Origin of the sequence: Streptomyces sp. NPDC058375, from assembly GCF_042723425.1 — a bacterium.
In the GTDB taxonomy this organism is placed as follows: domain Bacteria; phylum Actinomycetota; class Actinomycetes; order Streptomycetales; family Streptomycetaceae; genus Streptomyces; species Streptomyces durocortorensis.
The window spans coordinates 1-13297 of record NZ_JBHXJG010000023.1 but is presented as its reverse complement, the minus strand read 5'-3'; the positions used below and the strand labels follow the sequence as shown (position 1 = coordinate 13297).

Below are 13297 nucleotides of genomic sequence, written 5' to 3'. Positions count from 1 at the left end.
GGAATGTCGGTCAGATCGAGCCGGAGCGGGGAGGGGAAAGCCGTGGCGCGCGAGCGGTCGGGCCGTACGGCACGGCACCTGGTCCTGGTGGCCCGCCTGCGGCACCTGCGGGAGGGCGCCGGACTCTCCGTACCGCAGGCGGCCTCGCAGTTGGGGTGGCATCCCTCGACGCTGCGACGGCTGGAACAGGCGCAGACCTCGCTCGACGTGGGGCAGGTGTCGGCCCTGCTCGACCTCTACGGGGCGGGCGCGGTGGAGACCGACGACATCATGGGGCGGCTCAACGCGGCCAACATGCCGGGCTGGTGGCATCCGTGGCGGGATGCGATGGCCCCCTGGCTGATGGACCTCATGAGCGTGGAGTCCGCGGCGAGCGTCGTCCGCACCTGGCATCCGGCGCTGGTTCCGCTGCTGTTGCGGACCCCGGCGTACGCGATGGCCGTGGACGAGGTCATGTTCCCCGACCGGGACGCCGCCGCGCGGCAGCGGCGGGCCGATTTCCTGGTGGAGCGCCAGAAACGGCTCCAGGAGCAGCAGACCAGACTCTGGGCCGTCCTGCCCGTCACCGCGCTGCGCTGCCGCGTGGGCAGTGACGAGGTGATGCGGGAGCAGGTCAGGATGCTCCAACAGACCGCTGAGCGCGGGGATGTGACGATGCAGCTGCATCCCGAGTACGCCCCGCCGCACCCGCTCACCGGCGTCCCGGCGCTGAGCCTGTACCGGGTGGAGATCCGGGAGATCGCGGACCATGTGGTGCGGGAAGGCGGGCTGCCCGGCACGGCGGAGGTGTGGGACAGCCCGCACCCCGTGCAGACGTATCAGGGAATGCTGGACGTGTCGTGCGTGATGGCGGTACGGCCGGCCCGAACCAGAGAGGTACTACAGGATGAGTACGACCGGAAATGGGCCTGAACTGCCCGCGCAGATCGACACGAGCGTCGCGCACTCCGCACGTGTCTGGAACTACTGGCTCGGCGGCAAGGACAACTTCCCGGCGGACCGGGCGGCGGGCGACGCCTACCGGGAGAAGTACCCGCTGATCGAGACGTTCGCGAAGGAGTCCCGGGACTTCCTCCGCCGTACCGTCACCTATCTCGCCCGGGACGCCGGGATCCGGCAGTTCCTCGACGTCGGTGCGGGGCTGCCGACCGCGAACAACACCCACGAGGTCGCCCAGCGGATAGCCCCGGAGTCCCGGATCGTCTACGTCGACCACGACCCCCTGGTGCTGCTGCACGTCCACGCGCTGCTGACCAGCGCGCCCGAGGGTGCGACCGCCTACGTCGAGGCGGACATGCGCGACACCGAGACCGTCCTCACCGGGGCCGCCAAGACCCTGGACCTGACGCAGCCGGTCGCGCTCGTCATCAGTGACGTCCTCGGGCACATCGTGGACTGGGACGACGCGCTGTCCCTGGTCCGGCGGCTGGTGGAGCGCCTGCCCTCCGGCAGCTACCTCTCGCTCAGCCACTCCACCGCCTCCGACGAGGCCCACCGGGCCGTGCAGGACGAGTACAACGCGAGCGGCGCGATCCCGTACATCTTCCGGGAGCCGGAGACCACCATCGCGTTCTTCGACGGGCTGGAGATGGTGGATCCGGGGATGGTGTCCTGGCCGAACTGGCGGCCCGACGCGAACACCGGCACCACCACGGCCCGGGCCGGGTGGGGCGCGGTCGCCCGCATCCCCTAGGGGGTGTCCGGACCATGTTCGCAACTGCCGTGCCGCGTACGGGGTTTCCCCGTGCGCGGCGCGCTCGGCCCGCAGAGGCTCGCCCATGAGCACCACAGGCACGACCGGCCGCGAGGCCGCCTGCCCGGACGGCGCCCGGTACGGGCAGGAGGCGGCGGACCGGCTGCTGCGGGCGGCCACCCGGTCCGGGGCGCATCTGATCGCCGAGGCCGCGTTGCTGGTCCAGGGGTGGGCGGTGCTGGCCGACCCGATCGCCGGCGCCGTCTACAGCACCCCCGCCGCCGCGGCCGCCGAGGGGGTGCACGCGGCCGCCGCCCCGCAGGAACACCCGTACTGCGTCCAGCGCCCGGCGGCCGGGGCCGTCCTCGTCCTGGCTCCCGGGCCCGCCGCGCCCTCGGAGCACGCCTCCCACGTCGCCACGACCACCGCCGCCCTCCTGGAGGTGCGCGGTCAGCGGGCGGCGGAGCTGCGGGGCGAGCAGATGCGGCTGCACACCACGCTCGTCCGGCTGCTGCTGGCCGGCCACATCACCGCCGTCGCCGACACCCTGGGCGGGAGCGGGCACACGCATGTCACGGTCTACCGGCTGACCGGCGCCGACGTCCCCACGGCCCACCAGGTGCTCTGGCGGGCCGTGCGCCCCTCGCTCGCCCCGCACGCGGAGGCCTGCACCCTGCTGGGCCGGCTGGACGGCGAACTCGTCGTCGCCGAGCTCCACCACGGCGGTGACGACGGGCGGATCCTGCGCCTGGTCTCCCGGGTCAGCGAGCGGCACCACCTGCTCGCGGGCATGGCCGGACCGCTGCCCCTGGCCGAGATGCCCACCGCCCACAGCGACGCCGCCGCCGCCCGGCACAGCGCCACCCCCGACCGCCGTATCGTCCCCGCCGACGCCGTCGGCGCCTCCCGGCTCGCCCCCCTGCTGCCCACCGGCCCGTACGCCCGCTGGGCCGGAGCCGTGCTGCACCCGCTGAGCACGGCCCAGCAGCACCTGCTCCTCGTCTGGCTCCGCACCGGCAGCAAGCCCCGGGCCGCCGCGGCGCTCGGCCTGTCCGCCGGCACGGTCCGGGCCCGGATACGCGAACTCTCCCGGCTGCTCCGCGCCGACCTGGAGGACGCCACCGTACGGGCGCACCTGCTGCTCGCCCTCCGCGCGCCCGCCCCCGCCGACCCCGACAAGAGCGAGCACGGGGACGGCGACCCCGCCCGGCTGGAGGCGTTGCCCGCCGGCCTGCTGGACACCGAGGCGGTACGGGCCTGGGCCCACGGCCTGGTCGGCGGTCTGGAGCCGCATCTGCGGATCGCGCTGACCTGCTGGCTGCGGCACCACGCCAGAACCGCCCCCGCCGCGGCCGAGCTGCACGTCCACCGCACCACCCTGGCCAACTGGCTCACCCAGTGCGCCGAACACCTCGCGCAGAACCTCGCCGACGCCACCGTGCGCGCCGAGGTCCACCTCGCGCTGAAGGCCACCCGGACCGGTCCCGACGACCCGGCGGCCCTCCCCCGGCGCGGCGGCCGCACCTACCGCCGCCTGTGACCGGAGCCGGACAGCAGGGCTAGGACGGTGCCTGGCCCGTCTCGAAGCGGCTGACGCGGTCGCCGGTGACCGTGAAGACCCAGCGGGTCCGCATCGTGCCCCAGGTGTCGTTCGTGTAGTCGACGACGAGGAACCGGCCGTCGTCGGAGGCGTCCACGACCTTCATACGTCCGTTGGCCTTCGGGGAGAAGATCTCCTTCTCCGTCCAGGCCGCCAGGTCCCGTTCGCTGCCGTCGTCGGACATGGTGGCGTCCTCGGTGAGGACATCGGCGAAGAAGGCGTCCTTGTCGCCCGCGTTCACCGTGGCGATGAACTTCTCCACCACCGGGTCGCTGATCGATGCGGTCATGGTGTTCCTCCTCGGTGCGTCCGGGAACGGACGTCCCGGAGATTTCCCACCGAGTCTCTGTCCGCGGGCCCGCCCCCGCATGTCGGGCGCGTCCCCGCCGCGCTCACCGTGCGGCGGCCAGCCCCTCAAGCAGCCGGGCCAGCTCCGCCGGACCCTGGAGGTGGGCCATGTGCCCCTGGCCGGGCAGCTCGTGCACCTCGGCGGCGGGGACGCGCCGCGCGACGTCCTCGAAGGATGTTCCGTAGGGAGCCGTACCCCGGCTGGCCCCGCCGACGATCAGGTCGACGCGGTCCGCCCGCCGGGCGAGGGCGTCCGGCGCGGGCTCCCCGTACAGCGCGGCCAGCTCGGCATAAAGGGGAGCGGCCAGGCCACGCAGGGCCTCCCACGCCTCGCGGTCGGCGCGCAGAGCGTCGACGACCGGCTTGTCGAGACCGGCGATCCGCCGGTGCACGATCTCCACGGCCGTGTCCCGGTCCGCCGCCTCGTCGGCCGCCTTGAGGTCCGGGAGCACGTCGAGGCCGAACGGCCTTATCACCGGCTCGTACGCGATCACCTGGCGCAGCGGCCGTTCGTCCGCGGCCAGCAGGGCGATGAGGCCGCCGTAACTCCAGCCGAAGAGGGTCCGGGCGCCGCCGAGCCCGTCGAGGACCACCCCGAGGTCCGCCACCTCGGTGCGCAGGGAGTAGGCGGCGGTCATCGGGCCCGAGGGCGCACGGCCGCGGCGGTTGACGACCGCCACCGACGGCCACGCGTCCACGGCGGTCGCGACGGCGCGCCATCCGAGGGCGTCGCTCATCGCGCCCGGGACGACGACGAGGCCCGGGGCGTCCGGATCGCCGTACACGTCGACCGTGATCCAGCTGCCGTCGCCGACCGGGAACTTCTTCTGAATCGATTGCTCCATAAATTCATTATGGTGCGATCGCTCTATAATGCAAGGGTGCCTCAGCCGAAACGTGGACGCCCACGAGCCTTCGACCGCGACCGCGCGCTCCTCGACGCCGCCCGCCTCTTCTGGCGTCGCGGGTACTCGGGCACCTCGACCCGTGATCTGACCGCACGGCTCGGCCTTTCCACCTCCAGCCTCTACGGAGCCTTCGGCAGCAAGGCCGAGCTGTTCGAGGAGGCCGTCCGGACCTACGCCGAGCGCTACCGCGAGATCTACCAACAGGCCGTCGAAGCGACGGAGTTCCGGACCGTCGTCGAGCGCGTCCTGATCGACTCCGTCCACGAGTTCACCCGGCCGGACGACGAACACCCCGGCTGTCTGCTCAGCAGCGCCGCCATGGCCGACAGCACCAGCACCCTCGACACCAGCGCCTACTTCGCCGAACTCCAGGGCCACAACGAGCGCGTCCTCCGGGCGCGCGTCGAACGCGCCGTCGAGAAAGGCGAGTTGCCCGGGGACACGGACGCCTCGGCTCTGACCGGGCTCATCCAGTCGATCTGGCACGGGCTGTCGGCCCGGGCCAATCTCGGTGCGGACCGCGAGGACCTGCTCGCCACGGCCCGGCTCGGCCACACAGTGATCTGCGGGGCGGCCGGGCCGTCCCGGTGACGGTCGCGACAGGGCACGGGGGGGGCGGCCGCCAAGGTGCGCACCCCCGGTCTCGTCACTCCGCGGGAGAGCCGCTTCCCCGCTCCCCCGCGGTCCGTTCGAGGAACAGGTCCCGCCCCGGGCACGTCGTGTGCGCGGGCCACAGCGCGTGGACCGGGACGTGCACCTGCGGGTCCAGGTCCACGACGTGAGCCGCGCCGCCCGCCGCCGGCCCCGGGGGCGTCGTGACGAAGGCGAGGCGGCCGGTCGCGGTGACGGCGGTGACCGGCGGGGTGCCCTGGACCGGGTTGCGCCGGGTGTCCGGCTCCACGCCCGCCTGACGGCACAGGCCGATCAGGAGGTCCGTGTACGCGGACGAGCCCGGCTCGCCCCACACCGTGAGCGGCTCGCCGCGCAGATCGGCCAGGGCCACCGCGGTCCTGGCGGCGAGCGGGTGACCGGCGGGGACGGCGACCCGCAGGCGGTGTTCGGCGATCCGGGCCCGGGTCAGACCGGTGTCGGCGGGCATGGCCCGGCTCAGGCCCAGGTCGCAGGCGCCCGTGAGGAGTTGCTCGCGCAGCTCGTCGGGGAAGAGCTGGCGGACGTGCGCCTGGATGCCCTGCTCTTCCGTGCCCGCCCGGGTCAGCAGCTCCACGACCTCCTCGGCCGTGACCGCCGGGGTGTGGCCGATCCGCAGATGCCCGGCCTGGCCGCGCCCGATGCGGCGGGCCCGGTCCAGGGCGGCGAGCGCTTGGGCGCCGAGGGCACGGGCGTCGTCGATGAGGGCCTGCCCGGCCGGGGTCGGGGTGACGTGCTGGTGGCCCCGGTCCAGCAGCTGGACGCCGACGTACCGCTCCAGGGTGCGGATGGAGGTGCTCAGCGCCTGCTGGCTCAGGTGCAGCCGTTCGGCCGCCCGGGTGAACCCGCCCTCCTCCGCCACGGCGACGAGGTGTTCCAGCTTGTGCAGGTCCAGGGTCACGCGGACCGTCCTCCCGTACGTCCGAAAAGGAAAGGATCAGCGGACCGTGTAACCGCCGTTGGCGAAGATGGTCTGACCGGTGATCCAGCCGCCCTCGGTGACGAGGAACTTCACCAGCGGCGCGATGTCCTCGATCTCCGTCAACCGGCCGCCCATCGCCTGGGACTTGTGGAACTCCACCCGCTCCGGCGTCTCCTGCGGGTAGAAGAACGGCGTGTCCATCGGCCCCGGGGCCACATTGTTCACCGCGATGCCGCGCGGCGCGAACTCCTTGGCCGCCGCGCGGGTGAAGTGCTCCAGCGGGGCCTTCGCGCCCGCGTAGGTGGAGTACCCGTCCGTGAACGCGGCGAGCAGGGACGTCACCAGGCTGACGATCCGGCCACCGTCGTTGAGGCGGGCCCCCGCCTCCTGGAGGAAGAAGTACGCCGCCTTGGAGTTGATCGCGAACATGCGGTCGTACTCCTCCTCGGTCGTCTCGCCGATCGGCTTCCGCAGCACCATCCCGGTGGTGTTCACGGCGACGTCCACCCCGCCGAAGGCGTCCAGCGCCTGGTCGAAGAGGCTCCGCACCCCCTCGACGCGGGTCAGGTCCTCGCGGACGACGACGGCCTGCGCGCCCGTGCCCCGTACGGCTTCCGCCGTCTTCTCGGCATCGGCGGCGGTGTTCTCGCCGTGGTAGTGGACGACGACGTTCGCGCCGGCCTCGCCGAGCGAGCGACTGATCAGGCCCCCGAGGTTCTTGGCGCCTCCGGCGACGACGGCGGTCTTCCCCTTCAGCGACTGCTGCTGCTCACTCATGACGGATCCTCTCTCCGATACATACCGCTTATGTACCGTTCGTTGCGGTTTCCGTGGTCCACGCTAGGAGCGCGGATCACCGAGGGGAAACACAAAGATCGCGTCGGCCCACCAGGAAGTTGAGTCACCGCAGGTCAGCCCGGGGTTGCCGCCGTGTCCGGAAAGGTCATTGACGTACGCGTACGGGTCACGAAGGATCACCGCGTGACGATCACCGAACAGCCTTCGCCCGCCTTGCGCCCGGCCCGCCCCGTCGCCCTGATCACCGGCGTCGGCCGCAGCATCGGCATCGGCGCGGGCATCGCGCGCCGGCTGGCGGCCTCCGGCTGGGACGTCGCCTTCACCTACTGGACGCCGTACGACCGCCGCATGGAGTGGGGCGCCGAGCCGGGGGCCGCCGCGTCCATCGCGGAGGAGCTGGCGGAGGCCGGGGCCCGTACGGCGGCGATCGAGGCGGACCTGTCCGACCCCGACGCCCCGACGCGCATCTTCGACGAGGCGGAACAGCGCCTCGGCGGGCCGGTGACCGCGCTCGTCCTCTCGCACGCGGAGTCGGTGGACTCGGGGCTGCTGGACACCACCGTGGAGGCGTTCGACCGGCACTTCGCGGTGAACTCCCGGGCCAGCTGGCTGCTGATCCGCGAGTACGGACTCCGCTTCCGCACCGCATCCGGAACCGCCGCCGGCAGCACGTCCGTCACCACACCCAAAACCGCCACCGGCCGGATCGTCGCGCTCACCAGCGACCACACCGTGGGCAACCTCCCGTACGGCGCGAGCAAGGGCGCCCTGGACCGCATCACGCTGGCCGCCGCGCACGAGCTGGCCCACCTCGGGGTGACGGCGAACGTCGTCAACCCCGGCCCGGTGGACACCGGCTGGATGACCGACGACCTGCGCGAGGCCCTGGCCCAGGGCACCCCGCTCGGCCGGATCGGCACCCCGCAGGACACCGCGCACCTGGTGGACTTCCTGTGCTCCTCCGAAGGCCAGTGGGTCAACGGCCAGTTGCTCAAGAGCAACGGCGGCGCGGCTGCCTAGAAGATGTCTAATCTGACCTGGTCCATGTAGTGCACAGGGGGTCGTATGCACAACGAAGACAGGGTCGGCAGAGCGGACGACGGGCAGCCCGGGCGTCCCGACGACCGCCGGGCGGACGGCGGGCAGGCCGGGCGTCCCGACGACCGCCGGGTGGGCGGCGCACCCCGGACCGTCATCGACGGCCGCTACGAACTGCTGGAGCGGATCGGCAGCGGCGGGATGGGCGAGGTCTGGAAGGCCCACGACCTGCGGCTGAACCGATTCGTCGCCGTGAAGGGCCTGCTCGACCGGAACGCCATGACCGCCGGCACGCAGACGGCGGCGATGCAGCGCGCCCGGCGCGAGGCGGAGGCCATCGCCAAGATCGAGCACCAGAACGTGGTGACGGTCCACGACCAGGTCGAGACCGACCACCAGGTCTGGATCGTGATGAAGCTGCTCGAAGCGCGTTCCGTCGCGGACCTGTTGAGCGCCGAAGGGGTCCTCGCCGTGCCGAGGGCCGCGACCATCGGCCTCCAGGTCCTCCAGGGTCTGCGGGCGGTCCACGCGGCATCGGTCGTCCACCGCGACGTGAAGCCCGGCAATGTCCTCGTCCGCAACGACGGCATCGCGATCCTGGTGGACTTCGGCATCGCCACCTTCGAGGGCGCGGACCGGGTGACCCGGACCGGAAGCGTCATCGGCACCCCCTCCTACCTGGCCCCCGAACTCTTCGCCCCCGCCTCCCCGGGCCCCACCCCCGCCTCCGACCTGTGGGCGCTCGGCGTCACGCTGTACGAGATGGTCGAGGGCCGCGTGCCCTTCGCCGGGCACGAGGTCTGGGAGGTCCAGGAGAACATCCGGCAGTCCCCCGACCCCGTCCTCCGGTACGCCGGGCCCCTCGCCCCGGTCGTCCAGGGGCTGTTGATCGCCGACCCCCGGGAGCGCCTGGACGCGGCCGCGGCGGAGGCGATGCTCCGCGAGGTGCTGGAGGACCCCGCCGTACCGCACGGCGGCGGGGCCGCACCGGCGCCCCACCCGCCGACGGCCGTGCCGACCCCGGACCCCGCAACACCCGCGCTGGGTGCGGCCGTTCCGCCCCCGCCGCCCGCCGTTCCCCCGACCGCCCCTCCACCGGCGAGCGGACCACGCGCCCGGCACCGGGGCTGGAAGGCAGCGGCGGCCGTGGTGTGCGTGGCGCTGCTGGCCGGCGCGGGCTGGCTGGTCTCACAGGGCGGCGGCCAGGGCGGCGAGACCGACGACCGTACGGGCTCGGCGCGGGGAGGGGGCGAGGGCCCGGACGGCAGAGGCGCGCGGGAGCGGTGGAAGGACACGCACCCCACCCTGGAGATCGGCGTCAAGGACGACCAGCCCGGGCTGAGCAAGTTCGACCGGAAGACGCGCACGTACAAGGGTTACGACATCGACCTGGCGTACGCGATCGCCGAGAGCATGGGCTACGCCAAGGGCGAGGTCGCCTTCACCACAGTCGCCACGGACTACCGGTCCACCGCGCTGAAGACCAAGCAGGTGGACCTGGTCATCGCCTCGTACAGCATCACCGACGACCGCAAGACCGCCTCGCCCGGCGGCTACAGCGTCGACTTCGCCGGCCCGTACTACGAGGCGAGCCGCGGCTTCCTGGTCCGCGAGAAGTCGGCCACGTACACGATCAACGACTCCAGCGATCTGCGGGACCTGGGCGTCGAGGTGTGCACGGCGCGGGAGTCGACGTACGAGAAGGCGCTGCCGGAGCAGGGCTTCACCATGGCGGCGTCGCAGCCCAACACCTACCAGGACTGCCTGGACAAGCTGCTGGACCCCAAGTCCGATGTGTACGCGGTGGCCTCGGACGACATCATTCTCGCCGGGTACGTCGAGGCCAACCCGGGCAAGGTGCGGCGGCTGGAGAACATCCAGGGCGCGGAGGGCTACGGGGTGGCGATGCGGCCGGGGACGCCGGTCCTGAAGGGCGAGGTGTGCTCGGCGCTGCGGACGATCCTGGCCAGCCGGGTCTGGGAGGACATGTACAAGGAGAACCTGTCGGGCCTGGTGGGCGACAAGAACCCGCCGGGACGCCCGGACCTCACGGAGTGCGAGGGGTACTGAGGCCCGGCCGCCGCCGCTCCCCGCCCGGACTCACGGCCCCCGCCCCGGTCGCAGCCGCCCCCGCCCGGCTCACCGCTCGGGGAACCGCTCCCCGCACCGGCTGCAGAACACCGGCGCGGGGTCCTGCGACAGCCGCCCGCACTCCGGGCAGACCCGGTCCAGCATGCAGGGCCCCTCGCCCCCCTCGTACGCCCCGCTCGGCGGCTTGATCGCGAGGCCGGGGCGGCGGCGGTGGACGGTGAGGTAGGTGAGCCCGTCGGGCCCGGCGGCGAGCGCGCGCCGGGACGTGCGGGGCAGCCAGAGGACGGTGCCGGGCCCGAGGGCCAGGTCTCGGCCCCCGGTACGGACGCTCCCCCGGCCCTCCAGCGCGACGAGGAGCACGTCGAGCACGTCCTCCTGGTGCTCACCGACCTCCGCGCCGGGCGGCAGCCGCACCAGATTGGCGTCCAACTCCCGCCCCGGCTGGGCCAGATGCCACAGCGCACCGCGCTCGTCGGGAGCGGCGGCGGCCAGCAGATCGTCGATGACGGCGAGGACCCGGGGAGCAGCGTTCACGGCGTCCAGGCTACGCCGCTGCCGTAGGCTGTCCGGCCGACTCACGAGGGAGATCCTGGGATGGACCGGACACCGGACGACACGCTGTACCCGCCGATCGAACCGTACGAGAGCGGCATGCTGGACGTCGGGGACGGCAACCTCGTGTACTGGGAGGTGTGCGGCAACCCGGACGGGAAGCCGGCCCTGGTCGTGCACGGCGGCCCCGGCTCGGGCTGCAACCCCCGCTCCCGCCGGTACTTCGACCCGGACCGCTACCGGGTGGTCCTCTTCGACCAGCGGGGCTGCGGCCGCTCGACACCGCACGCGAGCGACCCGGCGACGGACATGCGGCACAACACGACCGCCCACCTGATCGCCGACATGGAACGCCTGCGGGACCACCTGCACATCGACACGTGGCTGCTGTACGGGGGCTCGTGGGGCTCGACCCTGATCCTGGCGTACGCCGAGGAGTACCCGGAGCGGGTCACGGAGGCGGTGATCCCCGCGGTGACGACGACCCGCCGCAGCGAGATCGACTGGCTCTACCGGGGCGCGGGACAGCTCTTCCCCGAGGCCTGGGACGCCTTCCGCGCGGGCGTCCCCGAGACGAGCGACCCGGCAGGACTGGTCGCGGCGTACGCCCGCCGGACGGAGAGCGAGGACGCCGCCGTACGGGAGAAGGCGACGGCGGACTGGTGCGCCTGGGAGGACGCGGTCCTGTCGATGGAGGCGGTCCCGGGCCCGCCCCCGTACGGCAGCCGCCCGGGCCGCGAGCAGCTGGCGCTCGTCCGGATCTGCTCCCACTACTTCGCCCACGGAGCCTGGCTGGAGGAGGGCCAACTCCTGGCCCGCGCCCACCGCCTGACCGGCATCCCGGCCGCCCTGATCCACGGCCGCTTCGACCTTGCCGGCCCCCTGATCACCGCCTGGGAGCTGAACCGCGCCTGGCCGGACGCGGAACTGACGGTCATCGACAACGCGGGCCACATGGGCGGCACGGAGACCCGGCGGGCGGTGCTGGGGGCGCTGGATCGCTTCGCGGGGAGGGGCTGACGGACGGCTCCGCCCACGCCCGGCACGAAGACCGGGGAAAGTGCCGGGAACGGAGCCGGGCCGGCGTGACACGGCCCCGCCGGAGGAGGGACTCCGCGGGGCCCGGTGTCATCGCACGGTGAGGGCGTCAGTCGGTCAAGGTGTCCTTGATCTTCTCCTTGGCCTGGCGGGCATCGCCCTTGGTCTGCTCCGCCCGCCCTTCGGCCGTGAGGCGCTCGTTGCCGACGGTGCGCCCGGCGACTTCCTTCATCTTGCCCTTGGCCTGCTCGGTCTTGGCCCGGCTCTTCTCGTCGGCGGCCATGTCACTCACCTCTCGCTGGGCTCGGCGTTGCGGTCTTCCATCGTCTGGCCCCCGCAGTCCGCTTCAAACATGTCGTCCGGTCACCCGCCCGCGGCGACCGCCGGGGCTCGGCGTCCACCGGTTCAGCGGCGTGACCGGCGGGTGGCTGCTGGGAGGCGCGGTCGTCGTCCCGACCGGCTGGGCCTTCGGGCCTGGCGGAGCGGGGCGGGCCGGCGCCGCGCGGACGGGCCGGAAGGCCTCGAACCCGACCTGGCGGACGAGCACCCAGGGGCCGGAGACGTACGGCAGACGGCGTAGCGCGCGGGATCAGTATCCCTGGCCGACCAGGAAGGAGTCGAATTCCAGCGTCAGCGACCGGGCCTCGGAGAGGTGCGCCTCGCTGTCCCCGTCGACCAGCACGAACACCCAGACGCCCTGTTCCGTCCGGACGACCCACATGAAGCGGTCGCCTTCCCGCAGCAGCGCGAGCTCCAGGTCGCGTCCGGTGACGGGGTCGGAGACCAGCTCCCGGTTCTCGCGCCGCCAGGGCATGCCCGCGATCCCCAGGCCCCGGGAATGGACGACCTCCTCACAGACCGTGCCCAGGGCCTCGACGTCGTCCGGCTCCCCGCGCTCCGGGCCAGTGTCACCGGCCGCCGCCCCCGCCCCGGCGACACGCGCCATCGACCGGAAGTACGGCCACCCGTCCTCGTCGCCACGGCCCGCGACGGCGAAGAACCCCGCCTCGGCGGAGAACGCCGCCGCAGCCCGTACGGGCGATCTCTCCTCGCCCAGGGCCAGATGGGTACGGAGAACTTCGCCCCACTGTTCGGTCACCGGAGACATCGGTGCGTCCTTTCGTCGGCTTCCGCCGGACCGTCGGTGCGGCCTCGGCGCTGGTCGGCCCGGGGGAGAAGCCCGGCTTCCCCGGCGGCCCAGTCGCTCCTGCCCGGGTATCTGCTCGGCAGGCCGTTTTCCGCCCTCGCGTGGCAGAGCGCGGCCCCCGCCGCCCGGAGGCGGTCCGTGCCGGGGCACCGGGTTCGATGGCCGTCGGCGGGGCACACGGCGCAGAGACCTCCCGCGAAACAGCACTGTGAAAAGGAGTTGCCATGATCCTCGTAGGAATTATCGCAGTCTGTGTCGTTCTCGCCGTACTCGCCTTCTTCGTTCCGCGGCTCTCCCGCCGTCCGGAGCGCGGTACGCAGCGCACGCTCGGTCTGGGCTCCCGCGCGGGCGGCAAGGCGCCCGGCATCCTGGGCCGCCTCTTCAGCAAGCCGTTCCGCAGCAGCTCCAAGGCCGTCGGCCGGAGCGGCTCGGCCGGCCGCCGCACCCGCGGCCACATGCCGTTCTGACCAGCGCTGCCGAACGAGGCCGACCGGCCACCCGCAAGGGGGCCTCC

Annotated in this window: 15 protein-coding genes; 8 read left to right on the top strand and 7 right to left on the bottom strand. The window is 73.1% G+C overall.

Annotated features, from left to right (window positions below; translation table 11 throughout):
* Window positions 1-42 precede the first annotated feature (42 nt).
* From ACFWM7_RS06375 to ACFWM7_RS06365, 3 genes are all read left to right on the top strand, one after another.
* Window positions 43-912, top strand: coding sequence for a helix-turn-helix domain-containing protein (locus ACFWM7_RS06375; protein ID WP_383255847.1), 870 nt, complete (start codon window positions 43-45; stop codon window positions 910-912).
* A complete protein-coding gene (locus ACFWM7_RS06370; protein ID WP_383255742.1) occupies window positions 887-1693 on the top strand; it encodes an SAM-dependent methyltransferase in 807 nt (268 codons plus the stop codon). The genes ACFWM7_RS06375 and ACFWM7_RS06370 overlap by 26 nt, the downstream gene beginning before the upstream one ends.
* Window positions 1694-1778: 85 nt before the next feature.
* Complete coding sequence (locus ACFWM7_RS06365) at window positions 1779-3233, top strand: helix-turn-helix domain-containing protein (RefSeq protein WP_383255740.1); 1455 nt, start codon at window positions 1779-1781, stop codon at window positions 3231-3233.
* A 19-nt stretch (window positions 3234-3252) separates the two neighbouring features.
* Here the strand turns inward: ACFWM7_RS06365 and ACFWM7_RS06360 are convergent, their stop codons facing one another.
* Window positions 3253-3582, bottom strand: coding sequence for a nuclear transport factor 2 family protein (locus ACFWM7_RS06360; protein WP_383255738.1), 330 nt, complete (start codon window positions 3580-3582; stop codon window positions 3253-3255).
* Between the two features lie 103 nt (window positions 3583-3685).
* Window positions 3686-4486 (bottom strand): alpha/beta fold hydrolase, encoded by an 801-nt coding sequence (locus tag ACFWM7_RS06355; RefSeq protein ID WP_383255734.1) that lies wholly within the window; start codon window positions 4484-4486, stop codon window positions 3686-3688.
* Window positions 4487-4522: 36 nt separating this feature from the next.
* Here ACFWM7_RS06355 and ACFWM7_RS06350 point away from each other — a divergent pair, with 36 nt between their 5' ends.
* The gene (locus ACFWM7_RS06350; RefSeq protein ID WP_383255733.1) at window positions 4523-5140 is read left to right on the top strand and encodes a TetR/AcrR family transcriptional regulator; all 618 of its coding nucleotides are present in this window, start codon (window positions 4523-4525) and stop codon (window positions 5138-5140) included.
* 55 nt (window positions 5141-5195) lie between these two features.
* Here ACFWM7_RS06350 and ACFWM7_RS06345 read toward each other — a convergent pair whose 3' ends face one another.
* Both ACFWM7_RS06345 and ACFWM7_RS06340 read right to left on the bottom strand, forming a co-directional pair.
* A complete protein-coding gene (locus tag ACFWM7_RS06345; protein ID WP_383255730.1) occupies window positions 5196-6098 on the bottom strand; it encodes a LysR substrate-binding domain-containing protein in 903 nt (300 codons plus the stop codon).
* Between the two features lie 36 nt (window positions 6099-6134).
* The gene (locus tag ACFWM7_RS06340) at window positions 6135-6896 is read right to left on the bottom strand and encodes an SDR family oxidoreductase (RefSeq protein ID WP_383255727.1); all 762 of its coding nucleotides are present in this window, start codon (window positions 6894-6896) and stop codon (window positions 6135-6137) included.
* Window positions 6897-7100: 204 nt separating this feature from the next.
* Between ACFWM7_RS06340 and ACFWM7_RS06335 the strand changes: the two genes are divergently transcribed.
* Complete coding sequence (locus ACFWM7_RS06335) at window positions 7101-7937, top strand: SDR family oxidoreductase (protein WP_383255725.1); 837 nt, start codon at window positions 7101-7103, stop codon at window positions 7935-7937.
* Window positions 7938-7982: 45 nt separating this feature from the next.
* On the top strand, window positions 7983-10025 hold the full coding sequence (locus ACFWM7_RS06330; protein ID WP_383255723.1) for a serine/threonine-protein kinase: 2043 nt from the start codon (window positions 7983-7985) through the stop codon (window positions 10023-10025).
* Between the two features lie 69 nt (window positions 10026-10094).
* On the opposite strand, the gene ACFWM7_RS06325 is transcribed toward ACFWM7_RS06330, so the two are convergent.
* Window positions 10095-10580: a cupin domain-containing protein gene (locus ACFWM7_RS06325; protein WP_383255721.1), complete on the bottom strand. Its 486-nt coding sequence runs from the start codon at window positions 10578-10580 to the stop codon at window positions 10095-10097.
* A 60-nt stretch (window positions 10581-10640) separates the two neighbouring features.
* On the opposite strand from ACFWM7_RS06325, the gene pip reads away from it, so the two are divergent.
* Window positions 10641-11618, top strand: coding sequence for a prolyl aminopeptidase (gene pip, locus ACFWM7_RS06320; protein ID WP_383255719.1), 978 nt, complete (start codon window positions 10641-10643; stop codon window positions 11616-11618).
* 127 nt (window positions 11619-11745) lie between these two features.
* Here pip and ACFWM7_RS06315 read toward each other — a convergent pair whose 3' ends face one another.
* Both ACFWM7_RS06315 and ACFWM7_RS06310 read right to left on the bottom strand, forming a co-directional pair.
* Window positions 11746-11919, bottom strand: coding sequence for a CsbD family protein (locus ACFWM7_RS06315; protein ID WP_383255717.1), 174 nt, complete (start codon window positions 11917-11919; stop codon window positions 11746-11748).
* A gap of 306 nt (window positions 11920-12225) precedes the next feature.
* Window positions 12226-12744: a hypothetical protein gene (locus ACFWM7_RS06310; RefSeq protein ID WP_383255713.1), complete on the bottom strand. Its 519-nt coding sequence runs from the start codon at window positions 12742-12744 to the stop codon at window positions 12226-12228.
* 263 nt (window positions 12745-13007) lie between these two features.
* Between ACFWM7_RS06310 and ACFWM7_RS06305 the strand changes: the two genes are divergently transcribed.
* A complete protein-coding gene (locus ACFWM7_RS06305; RefSeq protein ID WP_383255710.1) occupies window positions 13008-13250 on the top strand; it encodes a DUF6411 family protein in 243 nt (80 codons plus the stop codon).
* The last annotated feature ends 47 nt before the right edge of the window (window positions 13251-13297 follow it).